Origin of the sequence: Mesobacillus maritimus (genome assembly GCF_023715205.1) — a bacterium.
Lineage (GTDB): Bacteria > Bacillota > Bacilli > Bacillales > Cytobacillaceae > Mesobacillus_B > Mesobacillus_B maritimus_C.
Window position 1 is genome coordinate 16,485 of the sequence record NZ_JAMBNR010000017.1, and the last position, 18,768, is coordinate 35,252.

General features: G+C 39.3%; 18 protein-coding genes. 17 read left to right on the forward strand and 1 reads right to left on the reverse strand.

Annotated elements, in window-relative coordinates; genetic code table 11:
• Window positions 1-157: 157 nt before the first annotated feature.
• The 5 genes from rsmG to M3182_RS20765 all read left to right on the forward strand — a co-directional run bounded on the left by rsmG (window position 158) and on the right by M3182_RS20765 (window position 4,385).
• On the forward strand, window positions 158-874 hold the full coding sequence (gene rsmG, locus M3182_RS20745; protein WP_251559906.1) for a 16S rRNA (guanine(527)-N(7))-methyltransferase RsmG: 717 nt from the start codon (window positions 158-160) through the stop codon (window positions 872-874).
• A gap of 106 nt (window positions 875-980) precedes the next feature.
• A complete protein-coding gene (noc, locus tag M3182_RS20750) occupies window positions 981-1,838 on the forward strand; it encodes a nucleoid occlusion protein (RefSeq protein WP_251428418.1) in 858 nt (285 codons plus the stop codon).
• A 163-nt stretch (window positions 1,839-2,001) separates the two neighbouring features.
• Entirely contained in the window at window positions 2,002-2,763 is a 762-nt protein-coding gene (locus M3182_RS20755) for a ParA family protein (RefSeq protein ID WP_251428415.1), read from the forward strand.
• Window positions 2,756-3,601, forward strand: a complete 846-nt coding sequence (locus M3182_RS20760; protein WP_251428412.1) for a ParB/RepB/Spo0J family partition protein — start codon at window positions 2,756-2,758, stop codon at window positions 3,599-3,601. The genes M3182_RS20755 and M3182_RS20760 overlap by 8 nt, the downstream gene beginning before the upstream one ends.
• A gap of 79 nt (window positions 3,602-3,680) precedes the next feature.
• Window positions 3,681-4,385 carry a DUF554 domain-containing protein gene (locus M3182_RS20765; RefSeq protein WP_251428409.1) on the forward strand — a complete coding sequence of 235 codons (705 nt, stop codon included), beginning with the start codon at window positions 3,681-3,683 and terminating at the stop codon, window positions 4,383-4,385.
• A 234-nt stretch (window positions 4,386-4,619) separates the two neighbouring features.
• On the opposite strand, the gene yyaC is transcribed toward M3182_RS20765, so the two are convergent.
• Window positions 4,620-5,237 carry a spore protease YyaC gene (gene yyaC, locus M3182_RS20770; protein WP_251428407.1) on the reverse strand — a complete coding sequence of 206 codons (618 nt, stop codon included), beginning with the start codon at window positions 5,235-5,237 and terminating at the stop codon, window positions 4,620-4,622.
• Between the two features lie 456 nt (window positions 5,238-5,693).
• Between yyaC and M3182_RS20775 the strand changes: the two genes are divergently transcribed.
• The 12 genes from M3182_RS20775 (at window position 5,694) to galE (ending at window position 18,760) form a co-directional block, all read left to right on the forward strand.
• A complete protein-coding gene (locus tag M3182_RS20775) occupies window positions 5,694-5,891 on the forward strand; it encodes a DUF951 domain-containing protein (RefSeq protein WP_251428404.1) in 198 nt (65 codons plus the stop codon).
• Window positions 5,892-6,154: 263 nt separating this feature from the next.
• Window positions 6,155-8,158 carry a molybdopterin-dependent oxidoreductase gene (locus M3182_RS20780; protein WP_251559852.1) on the forward strand — a complete coding sequence of 668 codons (2,004 nt, stop codon included), beginning with the start codon at window positions 6,155-6,157 and terminating at the stop codon, window positions 8,156-8,158.
• A gap of 175 nt (window positions 8,159-8,333) precedes the next feature.
• Window positions 8,334-9,434 carry a redox-regulated ATPase YchF gene (gene ychF, locus M3182_RS20785; protein WP_251428398.1) on the forward strand — a complete coding sequence of 367 codons (1,101 nt, stop codon included), beginning with the start codon at window positions 8,334-8,336 and terminating at the stop codon, window positions 9,432-9,434.
• A gap of 222 nt (window positions 9,435-9,656) precedes the next feature.
• Window positions 9,657-9,944 (forward strand): 30S ribosomal protein S6, encoded by a 288-nt coding sequence (gene rpsF / locus M3182_RS20790; protein ID WP_251559854.1) that lies wholly within the window; start codon window positions 9,657-9,659, stop codon window positions 9,942-9,944.
• Window positions 9,945-10,019: 75 nt separating this feature from the next.
• Window positions 10,020-10,514: a single-stranded DNA-binding protein gene (gene ssb, locus M3182_RS20795; RefSeq protein WP_251428379.1), complete on the forward strand. Its 495-nt coding sequence runs from the start codon at window positions 10,020-10,022 to the stop codon at window positions 10,512-10,514.
• A 50-nt stretch (window positions 10,515-10,564) separates the two neighbouring features.
• Window positions 10,565-10,801, forward strand: coding sequence for a 30S ribosomal protein S18 (rpsR, locus tag M3182_RS20800; RefSeq protein WP_251428484.1), 237 nt, complete (start codon window positions 10,565-10,567; stop codon window positions 10,799-10,801).
• Window positions 10,802-11,051: 250 nt separating this feature from the next.
• Entirely contained in the window at window positions 11,052-11,996 is a 945-nt protein-coding gene (locus tag M3182_RS20805) for a YybS family protein (RefSeq protein ID WP_251559856.1), read from the forward strand.
• Between the two features lie 30 nt (window positions 11,997-12,026).
• Complete coding sequence (locus M3182_RS20810) at window positions 12,027-14,000, forward strand: DHH family phosphoesterase (RefSeq protein WP_251428373.1); 1,974 nt, start codon at window positions 12,027-12,029, stop codon at window positions 13,998-14,000.
• On the forward strand, window positions 13,997-14,446 hold the full coding sequence (rplI, locus tag M3182_RS20815; protein ID WP_251428370.1) for a 50S ribosomal protein L9: 450 nt from the start codon (window positions 13,997-13,999) through the stop codon (window positions 14,444-14,446). The genes M3182_RS20810 and rplI overlap by 4 nt, the downstream gene beginning before the upstream one ends.
• A gap of 345 nt (window positions 14,447-14,791) precedes the next feature.
• The gene (gene dnaB, locus M3182_RS20820) at window positions 14,792-16,156 is read left to right on the forward strand and encodes a replicative DNA helicase (protein ID WP_251559857.1); all 1,365 of its coding nucleotides are present in this window, start codon (window positions 14,792-14,794) and stop codon (window positions 16,154-16,156) included.
• A gap of 411 nt (window positions 16,157-16,567) precedes the next feature.
• Window positions 16,568-17,752 (forward strand): galactokinase, encoded by a 1,185-nt coding sequence (locus tag M3182_RS20825; RefSeq protein WP_251559859.1) that lies wholly within the window; start codon window positions 16,568-16,570, stop codon window positions 17,750-17,752.
• 18 nt (window positions 17,753-17,770) lie between these two features.
• On the forward strand, window positions 17,771-18,760 hold the full coding sequence (gene galE / locus M3182_RS20830; RefSeq protein WP_251559861.1) for a UDP-glucose 4-epimerase GalE: 990 nt from the start codon (window positions 17,771-17,773) through the stop codon (window positions 18,758-18,760).
• Window positions 18,761-18,768 lie beyond the last annotated feature (8 nt).

Here is an 18,768-nt window from a genome sequence, read left to right on the forward strand (position 1 = left end):
GTGCCCTAAGAAAAACCTTATTTCATCAATCGGGCTTTTGACTTTCAGTTGAACCCCCACTTATCCTTTTCGGGTCTTTCTCAACTTTAAGTAGGGGGCATACTGCCAGTTAATGCGGGATAAAGAAATTTTTGCAGTTTGCAGAAAGGAAAAGCCTATGAATCCAGAGCAATTTCAAGCTGCTTTATTGGAAAAAGGAATTGAATTAACAGAACAACAAATGAAACAATATGAAATGTATTTCAATACGCTTGTTGAGTGGAATGAAAAAATGAATTTAACCGCTATTACAGAGAAGGAAGAAGTGTATTTAAAGCACTTTTATGACTCTATATCAGCTGCTTTTCATTTTGATTTTTCTCAATCCACAGCAATTTGTGATGTCGGTGCTGGGGCAGGTTTTCCAAGTATCCCATTAAAAATCGCATTTCCTGATTTGAATGTTACAATTGTTGACTCGCTAAACAAGCGAATTACATTCCTTGACCATTTAGCAAACAAACTTGAGTTGGAGAATGTCCAATTCATTCATGACCGTGCGGAAACCTTTGGGAAAAATCCAAATTATCGTGAACAGTATGATCTTGTTATGGCACGAGCAGTTGCCCGCTTATCCGTCTTAAGTGAGCTTTGTCTACCATTAGCAAAAGTTGGTGGCAATTTTATTGCGATGAAAGGTGGACAAGCGGAAGAAGAGGTCCAAGCTGGAAAAAAGGCAATTAGTGCTCTAGGTGGTAAGTTAACCAATGTGTATTCTTTTCTTTTGCCAGTTGAGGAAAGCGAACGAAACATTTTGGTGATTGAAAAAGTGAAACCAACACCTAAAAAATATCCGAGAAAACCAGGTACTCCGAATAAGAGTCCAATTGAATAGGGGTACCTTCTCTCTAAAATTAGGTTATAATAATACTTAGTAGCAGGAACTTGTCTTTAAATAGAGAATAGGTTAAAAGGGAGTTTCATAAAGGTGGTGCAGGGGAATGAAGCCTTCTTTTTCACGCTTTTTTGGTCTGGGTGAAAAGCAGGAACAGGAACAGATAGAAGCAGAGAAACCTGAAGAACGAGATGAAATAAAAAAAATCCCAATTGATGATATCGTTCCAAATCGATTTCAGCCAAGAACGGTATTTGACGATGAAAAAATTGAGGAACTAGCCCGTACAATCCATATCCACGGAGTAATTCAGCCCATCGTCATTAGGGAATTTGAGGGTGGAAAGTACGAAATCATCGCTGGAGAACGCCGTTACCGAGCGATGAAAAAACTTGGATGGGAAGAAGTTCCGGCCATTATAAATAATTTAGATGATGCAGAAACCGCGTCTATCGCTTTAATTGAAAACCTTCAACGTGAAGAACTATCCCCAATCGAAGAAGCGATTGCTTATGGAAAACTATTAGAAATTCATAGTTTAACTCAAGAAGCATTGGCCCAGCGTTTAGGAAAAGGCCAATCCACGGTTGCGAATAAACTTCGACTTCTTAAGTTGCCTCAAGAAGTTCAAGATGCACTTCTAAATAAAACGATTTCTGAACGACACGCAAGATCACTGATTCCTTTAAAGGATCCTGAAAAACAAGTTCAGCTCCTAGAAGAAATCATTGAAAAATCCTTAAATGTGAAGCAGACAGAGGCAAGAGTTGAAAGAATTCTTAATCAATCAAATGAAAAGCCAAAACCAAGACGCAAAGCGTTTAGCAAGGATATGCGAATTGCCGTTAATACGATTCGACAATCTTTGTCTATGGTTTCTGATTCAGGGATTAATTTAAAGTCGGAAGAAGAGGAATTTGATGACTTTTATCAAATTACGATTCAAATACCGAAAAAGAAATAACTAGAAAATGTGAGGAACTAGAGTTTCTCACATTTTTTGTAGATTTTTATATAGCTAGTTTATGTTTATGATAAAATAATAGACATGGTTATTTTTTTTGAAAATCTATGACGAGTAGTTCATTTTTTTACTAGAAGTTAAAGGTTTGAAGGTAGGTGACAATGTGGGCAAAATCATTGCAATTGCGAACCAAAAAGGGGGAGTTGGCAAGACGACAACTTCTGTTAATTTGGGTGCCTGCTTAGCATATATCGGGAAAAGGGTATTAATGGTTGATATCGATCCCCAGGGAAATGCAACAAGTGGCGTAGGAATAGAAAAGGCAGACGTAAACCAATGTATTTATGATGTCCTTGTGGACGATGTGGCAGCAAACGATGTTATTCTCCCAACATCTGTTGAAAATTTATTTGTGATCCCGGCGACCATTCAGCTAGCAGGAGCAGAAATTGAATTAGTACCGACTATTTCCCGGGAAGTTAGACTGAAAAGGGCTCTTGAAGAGGTGAAACAGGACTTTGATTATATCCTCATTGATTGTCCACCTTCACTTGGGTTGCTGACACTTAACTCATTAACGGCATCGGATGCTGTATTGATTCCTGTACAGTGTGAATATTATGCACTTGAAGGGTTAAGTCAGCTATTAAACACAGTCCGTTTGGTTCAAAAACATTTAAATCATGACTTGAAGATCGAAGGAGTTCTGCTTACCATGTTAGATGCACGAACAAACTTAGGAATTCAAGTCATTGAAGAAGTGAAAAAATATTTTCAAGACAAGGTGTACAAAACCATTATTCCTCGCAACATTCGGCTGAGTGAAGCTCCAAGTCACGGAGAGCCGATCATTATCTACGATCCAAAGTCTAGAGGCGCTGAGGTTTATTTAGATCTTGCAAAGGAAGTGCTTTCACATGGCTAAAGGGTTAGGAAAAGGCTTAAATGCTTTCTTTAATATGGAAGTTGGTAAAGAAGAAAGCGTAAAGGAAATTACGATTTCGGAACTACGTCCGAATCCTTACCAACCACGTAAAGTATTTGAAGAAAAGGCGATTGATGAGTTGAAGGAATCAATTATTGAACATGGTATACTTCAGCCGCTAATTGTAAGGAGAAGCATTAAAGGATATGAAATTGTTGTTGGTGAGCGGCGATATCGTGCTGCCAAAGCAGCGAAATTGGAAACTGTTCCAGCTGTTGTGCGTGAATTAAATGAACAACAAATGATGGAACTTGCGGTTTTAGAAAACTTGCAACGAGAAGACTTAAATCCGATTGAAGAAGCGGCAGCTTACCAAACATTAATGGAGAAGCTGGGATTGACGCAAGAGGAGTTATCGAGGCGTTTAGGGAAAAGTCGTCCTCACCTTGCCAATACGATTCGTCTATTAAGTTTGCCACCTAAAATTCAAGGATTCATTTCTGAAGGAAAAATCTCGATGGGGCACGGCCGTGCTTTATTAGGGTTAAGAAATAAGGATCAGCTTCAAGCTGTTGCAGAAAAGGTATTGAGAGAAGGTTTAAATGTAAGACAGCTAGAGTTACTAATTCAAGAGTTGAATAATAAGGCTCCAAAAGAGAAAAAGAAAAAACCTGTTAAAGATTTGTTTATTCGCGAACAAGAAACACACCTGCGGGAACGGTTCGGAACAACGGTTACGATTAAACAAGCGAAGAACAAAGGGAAAATCGAGATTGATTTCTTTTCAAAAGATGACCTTGAACGGATTCTTGAATTAATTGGGAAATCCCAGTCTTAAGCTATCTTTGCAGATGGCTTTTTTTTTCGATAAATTTACATTTTAAAGTGTAAAATCCAGTTAAATAAAGGTGAAAAGTATGTTTTTATTAGGAACGATTGTTAATGGTTTATTGATTATCGTCGGAACACTTCTCGGTAAATGGTTACACCGGATTCCAGAAGGTATGAAAACGACGGTTATGCATGGAATTGGATTATCTGTTATTGTTTTAGGTTTACAAATGGGTTTTAAAAGTGAGAACTTTTTAATTGTCATTATCAGTCTTGTATTTGGTGCAGTGATTGGAGAGTATCTTCAATTAGATGATAAATTAAATGCGGTTGGGCATTGGTTGGAGAAGAAAATTGGCAATACCGGGGAAGGTAGTATTTCACAAGGGTTTGTGACGGCTACTCTGATTTTTGTGATTGGAGCAATGGCAATTATTGGTGCACTCGATAGTGGGATACGAGGAGATCATGATGTTCTCTATACAAAAGCAATGATAGATGGCTTTACTGCCCTTATTTTGACCACTACTTTAGGAATCGGGGTTTTATTTTCAGCTATACCTGTTGTTCTATATCAAGGACTAATTGCCACATTTGCCACCCAAATCGACCGTTTCGTGCCAGCTGCACTAATGGATAGCTTTATTTTGGAGCTTACTGCATCAGGTGGTGTAATGATTTTTGCAATTGGCTTGAATTTATTAGGGGTTACCAAAATTAAAGTGGCGAACCTTTTACCTGGAATTCTTGTAACAGCTATATTGGTCACAGGGGTATATTTATTTGCTTGATTGATAGGAGTGGCGCTGGGTAGAAGGACAGAAAAGTGGGAAAGGCTGTTTAAACTGTCTAAGAACGGGCGATTGAGGGACAGAAAAGCGTGAAAAGCAAGTTAATCTGTCTATCAACGTTTTGTTGAAGGACAGAGAAGCGATTGACAAATAGCAAAACCTCCCCAAAGTGACTGTATTGGAAAGCAGTGGGGGAAAAGACATCACCTTGACTTCCTTTCGCCCCTTTGAAGTTTAATTCGTTTGTTCTTGATCTAAGTTCCATTTGATTTCTGACCATGTTGGATTCTCCGGGAAATGGGTGCTAGTTTCATGGAGACCATTGGCGATTGTTTTTGCCATATTCAAAACAAGGTTTAAGCGGGTGTTTTGCAGTACGAAAAATTCCATAAAACCACTCACATTGACGATGCCTGTAATGTGAATATCCCCTACTTCTGGGAGGTCCTTATTTACGCCTGCGCCAGGCTTAACTGGTCCAGTGCCGACTTGGATATAACCAACGCTCTTCATGCGTCCAAGGCAGGCGTCAATGGCAATAATAAAAGGATTAAAATGAACTTCTTTAATTTCGCGCAATTTCTCTTCAAGGTTAACTGCATGGATAGGATGCTCCAAGGTACCGTAAACATGGAAAGGAGCTGTATCCTTCTCTTTAAGAAAAGTTCCGATAAGTGGGCCTAATGAATCTCCAGTGGATCGGTCAGTTCCAATGCAAACAATAACAATCGGGCGACTCGTGACAGGTGGTAGCAACGTAAGGATATTTTTGGACAACTTTGAAGCTGCTTGTTGGTCCTCATGGTTCACTTTAAAATCGCTACCTTTTCGATCAAAAAAGTTAAGATTCATTGACTCCACTCCCTTAAATTCATAATAACAGTATACGGAAAATCAAGCGATTCTATACATTGAATGAAAACTCATGTCTGATGAGCATGAAGGAGAGTGACAAGGTCTGATTAATTAGCTATGAGCTTTGTTCTTTAAGGCTGTTTTCGTAGCGATTGTTGTAAAAATCTTAAAGCGAAGAATCAGCCATTTTGTGTGTCCGTACTAAGTTTGCTGGCCCTTTTCTCTTAATCTAAAAAGTCCTTTCAAGTGGAAATAAAGTGATTTCTCTTCAATTTATCTCGAAAAATAACAAAGTTTGAGAAAAGGGCCTTCTTTAACAACTGGAGTCATTTACTTTTGAATTGAGCCGAAACTTGTTAAAATAAAACAAATGCAATCAGTGGACGTTTGCTCACATGTTTGGAAAGGTCACTTAGTAGAAAGAATTTGATTGCTAAGTAGGAGGTCAGATTGTTGGAACAAAAAGAATTTCAACTTAATGATATTGTCGAAATGAAGAAGCCTCATCCATGTGGCACAAATCGGTGGAAGGTTATTCGGCTAGGAATGGACATAAGGATTAAGTGTGAAGGTTGCGGCCATAGTGTGTTAATCCCACGTCGAGATTTTACACGTAAACTGAAAAAGGTTTTAGAGAGGCAGGAGGATTAATCCTGCTTCTTTTTATAAAGGTTGTTTTTTCGTAGAGTTGTTGTTAAAATCCTAAGCCGATTTTAACAAAATAGTAGTCATTTCGTTTGTTTAAAATTATTTTGCAAGCTCTTTTCTCATAAATGTAGTTATTTTTTAAATAACTTAGCTTATTCAGACGTATTTTTTGGCCAAAAGCAACATGAGAAAAGGACCTTATAAAAAAACATTTATAGTTTATATGGATAAAGAGAGTCGGAAAAAGATAAAAAGGGATGAGGAGATTGGCAAAAGTTGTACATGCAGCATGCCCATTAAACTGTTGGGACAGTTGTGGGTTTAAAGTGACCATTGAGGATGGGCGTGTCACTAAGGTTGAAGGTGATGACGAGCATCCGATCACAAAAGGGAAAATCTGTGGCCGTGGTCGGATGCTGGAAAAGAGAATCAACTCAGGGGAACGAATCCTACATCCACTAAAAAAGATAAATGGTGAATTTCAGCAGATTTCTTGGGAGCAAGCACTTGATGAGATTGCTATCAAGTTAACAGAATATAAAGAGCAGTATGGAACAACCTCCGTCCTTCACAGTCATGATTATGCCAATGGAGGCTTGTTAATTAATCTCGACCAACGATTTTTTAATTGTTATGGTGGCGTGACGGAAGTAACTGGTTCTATTTGCTGGGGGAGTGGGATCGAAGCACAAAGTTGGGACTTTGGTGATGCGTATAGTCATGCCCCTGGGGATTTAATGAACAGCAAAAGCATTGTTGTTTGGGGACGGAATGTTGCAAGAACAAATATGCATTTATATGAGGAGTTAAAGAAGGCACAAAAATCAGGTGCGAAACTTTATGTGATTGACCCGATTTATAATGCAACAGCGAAAATTGCAGACCAATATATCTCGATAAAACCCGGCTTTGATGGCTTTTTAGCTGCTGGGATTATTAAAGAAATTGTACGTTTAGAACTTGAAGATCGTGAGTTTATTCATAACTACTCACTTGGATTTGAGGACTTACTGTCAACATTAGAAAAAGTCTCGTTAACAGAAATCAGTCAGTTTACTGAAATACCGGAAGAAACAATTACCCAACTGGCTCGGATCTATGCTGAGCGTCCGGTGGCGACTATGTTTGGGTTAGGAATGCAACGTTATGCAAATGGTGGGAATACGATTCGATTAATCGATGCGCTTGTAGCAGTGAGTGGAAACGTTGGTATTCCAGGCGGCGGTGCAAATTTTGCGAACAGGCAGGTCGGCCAAAGTTTTCAAATTGATACCTTAACCTTGTCTGAGCGGAAAACAGCTTCTCGCAGTTTTACGATGATGAAACAGGCTGAGGGGATTTTAACAGCAAAAGACCCTGAAATAAAAATGGCTTTTGTGACATGTGGAAATCCGTTGACTCAATTGCCTGATACAAATAAAGCTAGAACAGCATTTTCTTCATTAGAGACTTTGGTTGTTATGGATCAATTCATGACTGATACGGCAGAATTAGCTGATTATATTCTCCCGGTAACATCTGCTTTTGAAACAGAAGATGTCTATTATGCTTCAATGTATCATCACTTTGTGAACCATGGTCCAAAACTTGTGGAGCCACGAGGTGAGGCAAAGACAGATGAAGAGATATGGCGCGGGCTTGCTAACCGCCTTGGGTTTGGGGAGGATTTTGCTTATACAAGAGAAGAGTGGCTAAACCTTGGTTTATCCTCGCTTAAAGACTATGGAATTACCATTGAGCATCTAAGAGAAAACAAGTTTGCGGAGTTGCCAGTTGATAAAATACCGTGGCAGAATCGGAAGTTTAAAACCCCAAGTAAAAAATACGAGTTTACTTCGGGTTTAGGAAAAGAGGCTGGTTTTACAGGTGAAATTACTTTAAAGATGCCGGCGGAGTCTACTTGGTCAAATCAATCGCTTGCAGAAAAGTACCCTTACTCTTTGCTTTCCATCCACCCCCTTCGGTCAAATCATTCACAACACTTTCACGTATTAGGGACCGTGCCTGAAGTCAAAGTGGAAGTATCAGAAGATATTGCGAATGAAAAGGGTCTAGAAAATGGGGACATTGTAAAGGTTTGGAATAATCGTGGCAACATTCACGGGAAAATTTCCATTCTTAAAATGGCACATCCTAAAACCATCAATATTGATGAAGGCATGTGGAGAAGATTTGGAGGCTCAGTTAATCAACTTACTTCCGACCGTGAATCAGATAATAAATTAGGCAGCACAGTGTTCGATTGTTTAGTCAATATCGAAAAAGTTTAGTTTTGATAAGCTGTTAAGAACGTGTTTTATTTGGTGAGACTCTTATCTAAACCATTAAAAGACGTTATAGGGACAGCTTGTCTTTTTTTTTCTTACTCTCTATAATTGTGGGAGGCAAATTGATTACTGTTTATTAATCTGCAAAATAATAGATCTTTTTAGAGGAGTGACAAGGATGGCCTTAACAGCAGGTATTGTCGGGCTTCCAAACGTTGGGAAATCGACCTTGTTTAATGCGATAACACAAGCTGGTGCGGAATCAGCAAACTATCCGTTTTGTACAATTGATCCGAATGTTGGGATTGTAGAAGTTCCTGATCATCGATTAACAAAATTAACAGAATTGGTGCAACCAAAAAAGACGGTACCAACGGCATTTGAATTCACTGATATTGCTGGAATCGTAAAAGGAGCAAGTAAAGGAGAAGGGCTAGGAAACAAATTTTTGGCACACATCCGAGAAGTGGATGCGATTTGTCAAGTTGTTCGTTGTTTTGCGGATGACAATATTACACATGTTTCCGGAAAAGTAGACCCAATATCTGATATCGAAGTGATTAACCTTGAGTTGATCCTTGCTGACTTAGAGTCAGTTGAGAAGCGAATTGGACGTGTTGAGAAGCTAGCCAAACAAAAAGATAAAGACGCTTTGGTTGAATTCCCAATTCTATCAAAGTTAAAAGAAGCATTAGAAAGTGAAAAAGCTGCCCGTACGGTTGAATTAACCGACGAAGAAGCGAAAGTTGTAAAAGGTCTTCACTTGCTCACGACAAAGCCGATGCTTTATGTGGCCAATGTTGGAGAAGATGATATCGCTGATCCATCTGATAATGAATATGTACAACGAGTGCGTGATTTTGCAAAAGAAGACAATGCGGAGGTTATCGTTGTCTGTGCAAAAATTGAAGAAGAAATTTCTGAACTTGAAGGCGAAGAAAAAGAAATGTTCTTATCCGAGCTTGGTATCGAAGAATCAGGGCTTGACCAGTTAATTCGAGCAACTTATAGTTTGCTAGGTCTTGCGACTTATTTCACAGCGGGAGTACAAGAAGTTCGTGCTTGGACATTCCGTCGTGGAATGAAAGCTCCACAATGTGCTGGAATTATTCACTCTGATTTTGAAAGAGGGTTTATCCGTGCAGAAACGGTTTCTTATGATGATTTAGTTGCAGCTGGTACAATGACAGCAGCGCGTGAAGCCGGAAAGGTTAGACTTGAAGGAAAAGAATACGAGGTAAAAGACGGAGATATTATCCACTTCCGCTTTAACGTTTAAAAAATAGCCCGCAAAATTATTTGCGGGTTTTCTTTGGTGATAAAATGGACAAGAATACGAACGTATGTTAGTATTTAATTAAGGTTATAGAAGTATAAAATTCCAAACTGACTCTCAAGTTGCTTTTGGATTTTTAATATGCTATAATCTTTACCTGTGAGTAATGAATAATTGCTCCTTGCCCATTAATATGGGCCGTTAGTCCAAAAGGAGGTGAAAGTGATGAGAAAGTACGAAATTATGTACATCATCCGTCCAAACATTGAAGATGAGGCAAAGAAGGCTCTTACCGAGCGTTTCAGTAACATCTTAACTGAAAATGGTGCGGAGGTTGCTGAAGCAAAGGACTGGGGTAAGCGTCGTTTAGCATACGAAATCAACGATTTCCGTGATGGTTACTACCAAATCCTTCAGGTGATTGCTGCTCCAGCTGCGGTAGAAGAATTCTCCCGTCTAGCTAAAATCAGCGAAGATATCATTCGCCACATCGTGATTAAAGACGAAAAATAATTTTTGATAGATAAATCTTTCAGCTAATTGTGTTCCACGTGGAACTTTTACTGGAAGGAAAGGGGTTGATTGCTGATGATGAATCGTGTCATTCTTGTTGGTCGTTTAACCAAGGATCCGGAACTAAGGTATACTCCTAATGGAGTAGCAGTTGCTTCGTTTACTCTTGCTGTTAATCGAACGTTTACTAATCAACAAGGTGAGAGAGAAGCGGATTTTATTAACTGTGTCGTTTGGCGACGTGCTGCTGAAAACGTTGCAAACTTCTTGAAAAAGGGTAGTCTTGCAGGTGTGGACGGCCGCGTCCAAACACGTAGTTATGAAGGTCAAGACGGAAAACGTGTTTACGTTACAGAAGTAATGGCTGAAAGTGTCCAATTCCTTGAGCCTCGAGGACAGAGTCAAGGATCTGATCGAGGAGACCAGTTTGGTTCTCGTCCTAATGGTGGACAAGAATACCCATTCGGTAATCAGAATCAACGCCAACCGCAACGAACCACAAAGGTAGACGATGATCCATTCGCAGGTGGCGGTCAAATCGACATTTCGGATGATGATCTTCCGTTCTAGTTTTGTATGAACGATAAAATAAAATACAAAGGAGGGAAACACTCATGGCAATGGGAGGACGTAGAGGAGGACGCGCTAAGCGTCGTAAAGTTTGCTTCTTCACAGCAAACGGAATCACACACATCGATTATAAAGATGTAGATCTTCTTAAAAAATTCATCTCAGAACGCGGTAAAATTTTACCTCGTCGTGTAACTGGAACAAGCGCGAAATATCAGCGCAAATTGACAGTTGCAATCAAGCGTGCACGTACAATGGCATTATTACCATATGTTTCAGGTGAATAATATGTAAAAAAGGCAGCGGGGATTCCCGCTGCCTTTTTTCGCTAAATAGGGAATTGTTTTTTGACGTATTCATTCTAAAGGTTTTTTCTTTGTCTTACTCTCAAAAAACTTTCGAGACTGTACACAAATTTGCTTTTATAGGCTTGCAACATTGGCTTTCTATTTAAAATACTAGTGTATTAGTTGAATCTCTCGTCCCTACTAGCTAAAATAGTTTTTGTGTTGGTCTATTCTGTTAAGAGGTGACAATTTGAATAAGAATACTTTTCGTTTGACTGAAGGAGCGATTTTACTCGCTATTTATACAATCTTAATGTTAATTACTTTGTACATACCAGGTTTAGGTCTTGTTGTAAATTTCTTCTTACCAATCCCATTTATGATGTTTGCAGCTAAACATCAGTGGAAACAATCATTGATTTTTTTCATCGCAGCTGTTATTCTCTCTCTCATCGTTGGAACTTTTCTCGCGATTCCACTCACTCTGTTGTACGGTCTGACTGGAGTTGTGATGGGGGCAATGGTCAAGGCAGGGAGGAGCCGCCTGGCGACTTATGTAGCAGGCTCTATTGTGTTTCTAGCAGTTACATTAGCTCAATATGCTGTTTCAATCGTCTTGTTTAATATGAATATGATTGAAGAGTTTATTGTGACATTTCAACAATCGATTGATACGTCGGTGAATATGCTCGAAGGCATGGGACAAACAGTCGACGAAGCGGTTATTGAGCAATTTGAAAGTTCAATCGCTTTATTAGAAACATTAATGCCTAGCATGTTCGTAATGGCGTCGTTTATGATTGTATTTCTCATTCAACTGGTTAGCTTTCCGATTATGAGACGGTTTGGTTTGGATGTTCAGAAATGGATTCCATTCCGAATGATGACTTTACCAAAAAGCCTCTTATGGTATTATTTGCTTTCGTTGTTGGCTTCCATGCTAATTCAACCTGAGGTTGGGAGCTACTGGTATTGGGCATTAACCAATCTTATTTTTATTTTACAATTTCTCATGCTGTTTCAAGGCTTTACCTTTATCGCTCATGTTTCCTATATAAAAGGGTATTCTAAGGCAGTCTTGATTGTAGCCATTATCCTATCGTTCTTGATTCCAATTGTACTTTATATTATTAGGATATTAGGTATAATTGATTTAGGGTTTGACCTACGTAAACGCTTTGAAAAAAAAGGTTGATGAGAAATTTAGACTTTAGGAGCTGAGTACATGCCTTCTTATTTAGAAAGACGGCAAATTAAGTATCCTTTATATGGGCTAATAGCTGTGCTCCTTATTCTTCTTGGTGTTCTATCCTTTTATAATTGGTGGATTGGAGCCATTGGCTATGTCCTTACCGGATTATTAATTTTCTTTATCTTTAACGTCTTTTATCGTATGAAGAAAGAAACGGCAGATTATATTACGACATTATCCTATCGGGTTAAAAAAGTTGGCGAGGAAGCCTTAATGGAAATGCCGATTGGGATCATGTTAATTAATGACGATTACACGATCGAGTGGACAAATCCATTTATTGCATCTTGTTTTAATGAAGATACACTCGTTGGGCGCTCATTATATGATGTTGCAGATGCCCTAATTCCCCTTATTAAACAAGAAGTAGAGACCGAGGTTATCTCATTACATGAACGTAAGTTTCGCGTTGTTCATAAAGCTGAGGAAAGGTTATTGTACTTCTTTGATGTAACCGAGCAAACAGAAATAGAGAAACTCTATTACGACGAAAGACCGGTTATTGCCTTTATTTACTTGGATAACTATGATGAGTTAACTCAAGGAATGGATGACCAGATGAGAAGTAGTTTAAACAATCTAGTCACATCGATTCTAAATACATGGGCAACAAATAATGGAGTGTTTTTAAAGCGAGTATCTTCTGAACGTTTTATTGGCGTCTTTAACGAACATATTCTACAATTATTAGAAAAAGGGAAGTTTTCCATTCTTGATGAAGTACGAGATACGGCTTTAAAGCAAAATGTGCCGTTAACGCTGAGCATTGGTGTAGGAACAGGGGTCTCTTCTTTACCTGAATTAGGTATTCAAGCACAGTCAAGTCTTGATTTGGCTTTAGGGCGCGGTGGTGACCAAGTTGCCATTAAAGTTCCAAATGGTAAAGTTAAATTTTATGGTGGAAAAACGAATCCAGTTGAAAAGCGTACCCGTGTTCGTGCAAGAGTCATTTCCCATGCTTTACGTGATCTAATTAGTGGAAGTGATAAGGTCCTTATAATGGGACACAAGTATCCGGATATGGACGCGATTGGCTCTTCCATTGGAATTTTAAAAGTAGCAGAAATGAATAAGCGTGAAGGGTATGTGGTGGTGAATCAGCAGGAAATTGATACAAGCGTTCAAAGAATGATGGAGGAAGTGAAGAAGAACGAAGAGTTATATTCACGGTTTATCACTCCAGAACAAGCTTTTGAAATCGCTACTGATGATACTTTATTAGTTATTGTTGATACCCACAAGCCTTCACTCGTTATTGATGATCGATTATTAAATCAAGTGGAAAACATAGTGGTTATTGACCACCATCGCCGTGGCGAAGAATTTGTGCGAAACCCACTGCTTGTTTACATGGAACCTTATGCGTCTTCAACAGCAGAATTAGTGACAGAACTCCTGGAGTATCAACCGAAAAATAGCAAGATTAAAATGTTAGAAGCAACAGCGCTCCTTGCAGGAATTATTGTTGATACAAAAAGTTTTACGTTAAGAACAGGTTCTCGGACTTTTGATGCTGCATCTTATTTACGAAGCCATGGGGCGGATACCATTCTTGTTCAGAAGTTCTTAAAAGAAGATGTCAATACGTATATTAAACGTGCGCGAATCATTGAAAATGTTTACTTTTTCCATGAAGGAATTGTGATTGCTAAGGCTAATGATGAAGAACTAAGCAATCAAGTTATCATAGCTCAGGCGGCTGATACACTGTTAACAATGGATCAAGTTAGTGCTTCCTTTGTTATTTCAAAACGCGCCGACAATCTTATTGGCATTAGTGCCCGGTCACTAGGAGAAGTGAATGTTCAAGTGATTATGGAGAACCTTCAAGGCGGTGGCCATTTGACGAATGCAGCCACACAATTACAGAATGTGTCTCTTGAAGAAGCTGAAAGGATGTTACAAGAGGCGATAACAGATTATCTCGAAGGGGGAAATAAAGAATGAAAGTCATTTTTTTGAAAGATGTTAAAGGGAAAGGGAAAAAAGGGGAAATAAAAAATGTTTCAGACGGTTATGCACATAACTTCCTTATTAAACAAGGGCTAGCTGTAGAGGCAACATCTGCAGCAATGAGTTCACTCAATGCACAAAAGAAAAAAGAAGAAAAACAAGCCCAAGAGGAGTTAGAACAAGCGAAAGAATTAAAAGAAAAACTTGAAAACTTAACTGTGGAATTGCTTGCAAAATCGGGCGAAGGTGGACGCTTATTCGGATCAATTACTAGCAAGCAAATTGCAGAAGAACTGCAAAAGAAGCATAAAATTAAAATTGATAAGCGCAAAATTGAGTTAAGTGATGCCATCCGGGCACTTGGAGTAACGAAGGTTCCGGTTAAGTTACATTCTGAGGTAACAGCAACGTTAAATGTACATGTAAAAGAAGTAAGCTAAATTTGGCAGTTCATTTACAATCAAAACATGTTATGATAAAGACATCGGCAGGAATGCAGCAATGCTTTCTGTCCTTTCTATTTTAAAATCGATGTGATTAGTTTTTTAGCTGATCACTTTTTTCATTAGGGCTTTTACTTGAACTGTATGTGAAGGATTGTTCCTGGCAAGCGAAGTCAGCAGTTCAGTTTTTTTGTAAATATCTAAACATTTCTGAGATGTTAACTATACTTTTTATCAAGCAGCTTTTCACAAGAGGGTTTGCTCCTTTAATATGCCACTTCAAGTGAAATCAGTGAGGGGTTTTAGGCTTTAACCTATTATTCTCTTATGGGAGGTTTATAGATGAACGAATTAATAGCCGATCGGATGCCACCGCAAAATATTGAAGCGGAACAGGCAGTGTTGGGTGCCATTTTTCTAGAGCCTTCGTCTTTAACTGTAGCTTCAGAGGTCCTTATTCCTGAGGATTTTTATCGTGCCGCGCACCAAAAAATTTTTGAAGTGATGTTAAACTTAAACGATAAGGGGAAAGCGGTCGATTTAGTAACGGTAACGGAAGAACTAGCAGCAGCTAAACTATTAGAAGACACAGGCGGAGTTAGTTATTTAAGTGAACTTGCCGCTTCTGTCCCAACGGCAGCGAATATTGAGTATTATGCTCGTATTGTAGAAGAAAAATCCTTACTTAGAAGATTAATTCGTACAGCGACTACAATTGCCTCTGACGGTTATCAAAGGGAAGATGAAGTTGAATCCCTTCTTAGTGAGGCAGAAAAAAGCATTCTGGAAGTTGCTCAGCGTAAAAATGCGGGTGCTTTCCATAATATTAAGGATGTACTTGTCCGAACTTATGATAATATTGAAACTTTGCACAACCGTGTTGGTGATGTCACGGGGATTGCTACTGGGTTCTCAGAACTTGATCGCATGACAGCTGGATTCCAACGAAATGATTTGATTATTGTTGCCGCTCGTCCATCTGTTGGTAAAACGGCGTTTGCCTTAAATATTGCTCAAAACGTCGCCACTAAAACAGGCGAAAATGTTGCCATCTTTAGTCTTGAGATGGGAGCTGAGCAGCTTGTTATGCGTATGATTTGTGCGGAAGGGAACATTAATGCCCAGAATTTAAGAACAGGTTCTCTAACAGACGAGGACTGGGGAAAACTTACGATGGCAATGGGGAGTTTATCGAATTCTGGTATTTTCATAGACGATACACCTGGTGTAAAAATCGGTGATATTCGCTCTAAATGCCGTCGATTGAAGCAAGAACATGGCTTAGGAATGATCCTTATTGACTACTTGCAACTTATTCAAGGGAATGGCCGCTCTGGCGAAAACCGTCAGCAGGAGGTATCAGAGATTTCTCGTTCCTTAAAGGCTTTGGCGAGGGAATTAGAAGTACCGGTTATTGCCTTATCCCAGCTTTCTCGTGGGGTGGAACAACGTCAAGATAAACGTCCAATGATGTCTGATATTCGTGAATCGGGAAGTATTGAGCAGGATGCAGATATCGTTGCCTTCCTTTACCGTGATGACTACTATGATAAAGAGTCAGAAAACAAGGATATCATTGAAATTATTATTGCCAAACAACGTAATGGTCCCGTTGGTACGGTCCAACTTGCGTTTGTTAAAGAATATAATAAATTCGTAAACTTAGAGACAAGGTTTGACTCGTCGGCAATTCCACCAGGGGCATAAAAGCATAGTGGGAGGTGCTTGTCTCCTCCAGAATCAACAGGAAGGGTGAGGAGGCTCGCCATCCGCATCGCTGAGTAATGCCTTGAGTGGATTCAATGTTGTATTTATATATCTTCAAAAGAAAAGAGGGTGCCCAGAAGTAAAATTCTTTTGGACAGCCTTTTTTTTGTTTTTGGTGGTGAAAATTACGAGGGAGAAAACGGTATAGCGGTTTAGAGGCTAAGGGCTGTAACCTAGATACATAAAAATTGTTAGTAAATCAGGTAATTTGCTACTCGGGATAATTTAGTTCGTATATTGGTGGGAGTAATGCTTTTAGTAAAAATTTTAGTAAAAACATTGAAATACATTACTAATGAATATAAACTGTTTTATATAAAGCAGTTTATTACGTCGTGGGAGGCTACACGGATGCAACTCAGTCAACTTTCAGATAAATTTAGAGCAGTATTTAACGAAAGCGATTACAGAACCTTTTTTGCGCCAGGGAGGATCAATTTAATAGGTGAGCACACTGATTACAACGGTGGTCACGTTTTTCCTGCTTCCATTACGAAGGGAACTTTCGCGTTAGCAAGAAAGCGTGATGATCAGAAAATTAGAATGTATTCCATGAACTTCGAACAGGTTGGTGTGATCGAATTTGAATTGAACAACCTTGAGTACGATAAGCAACACGATTGGGCTAATTATCCGAAGGGAATGCTTCGTTACCTTTGTGAAAAAGGATATGACATTCAAACAGGAGTAGATGTCCTATACTACGGCAATATTCCGAACGGCGCGGGGTTGTCATCATCTGCCTCCATTGAACTTGTTTCAGGGGTTTTGTTTAAAAAATTATTTAACCTCACTATTGACCGAGTTGAGTTGGTGAAGATTGGTCAACTAGTTGAGAATAAGTTTATTGGTGTGAATAGTGGGATTATGGACCAATTCGCAATCGGCATGGGGAAAGAAAACTCCGGAATTTTACTTAATTGTGATACATTGGCGTATGAATACGCACCGCTCGATCTTGATGAGCATTTCATTCTAATCATGAACACAAACAAACGCAGAGAGCTTGCTGATTCGAAATACAATGAGCGCCGTAGTGAATGTGAACAGGCCTTAAAGCAATTGCAACAGAAGTTAGATATAAAAGCATTAGGTAATATGTCAACTACGCAATTTGAACAACACAAACATCTTATTACGAATGAAATTTTGCAAAAACGTGCCAAACATGCTGTGTATGAAAATGAAAGAACACTTCAGGCGTTAGTGGCATTAAAAAGTGGAAATCTAGCGGAATTTGGTCGCCTGCTAAATGCTTCTCACACTTCACTACGTAATGATTATGAAGTGACGGGGATTGAGCTTGATACGCTAGTGGAGGCTGCTTGGGCACAAGAGGGTGTCCTTGGTGCCCGTATGACAGGAGCCGGATTTGGTGGCTGCGCCATTGCGTTTGTTGAAAAAAACAAAGCACCAAAAATCATCAAGGCAATTGAAGAAATTTATGAAAAAACTATGGGTTACAAAGCTTCCTTCTATGAGGTGAGCATTGGCGATGGTGCAAAAGAATGGGACGGGGGACCTCCCACTGTCTAACAATAAGGAGCGGTTGAAATGAGTATTTTAGTTTTAGGTGGGGCAGGTTATATTGGTTCTCATGCAGTTTATCAGCTAATTGATGCAAATGAGGAGGTTGTGGTTGTTGACAATCTTCAGACAGGTCACCAAAAGGCTGTACACCCAAAAGCGAAATTCTATAAGGGTGACATCCGTGACCGCGCCTTTTTACAAGCTGTTTTTGAAAAAGAAACAATAGACGCAGTGATTCATTTCGCGGCAAATTCACTTGTCGGAGAATCCATGATTGATCCATTAAAATACTACGACAACAATGTATATGGAACACAGGTTGTGCTTGAGACAATGAAAAATAACAATGTGAAATACATTGTCTTCTCATCAACGGCGGCAACATATGGTGAGCCAAAGCAAGTGCCTATTACAGAAGATATGCCAACAGTGCCAACGAACACATATGGTGAAACAAAACTGACGATGGAAAAAATGATGAAATGGTCAGAAATGGCGCATAACATTAAATTCGTATCGTTACGATATTTTAATGTTGCTGGTGCACGTGCAACAGGTGAAATTGGGGAAGACCATGATCCTGAAACACACTTAATTCCAGTTGTTTTACAAACGGCCCTTGGGAAGAGAGAGTTCATTACAGTCTTCGGTGAGGACTACGATACGCCAGATGGCACATGTATCCGCGATTATATCCATGTTGAGGATCTAATTCACGCGCATCTCCTTGCTCTAAATTACCTTAAAAATGGCGGTTCAAGTAACTTTTTTAACCTTGGAAGCAATAGTGGTTTTTCAGTCAAAGAGATGATTGAGGCAGCAAAAGCGGTGACAGAACGTGATATCCCGGTGAAGATTGGTGAACGTCGAGCAGGGGACCCTAGTATTTTAATTGCCTCATCAGGTAAAGCAAAGGAAGTATTAGGATGGGAGCCCAAACGTACGTCTATACAAGAAATTATGAAGGATGCGTGGAACTGGCATGTAAACCACCCAAATGGGTACGAAAGCTGAAGGGGGAT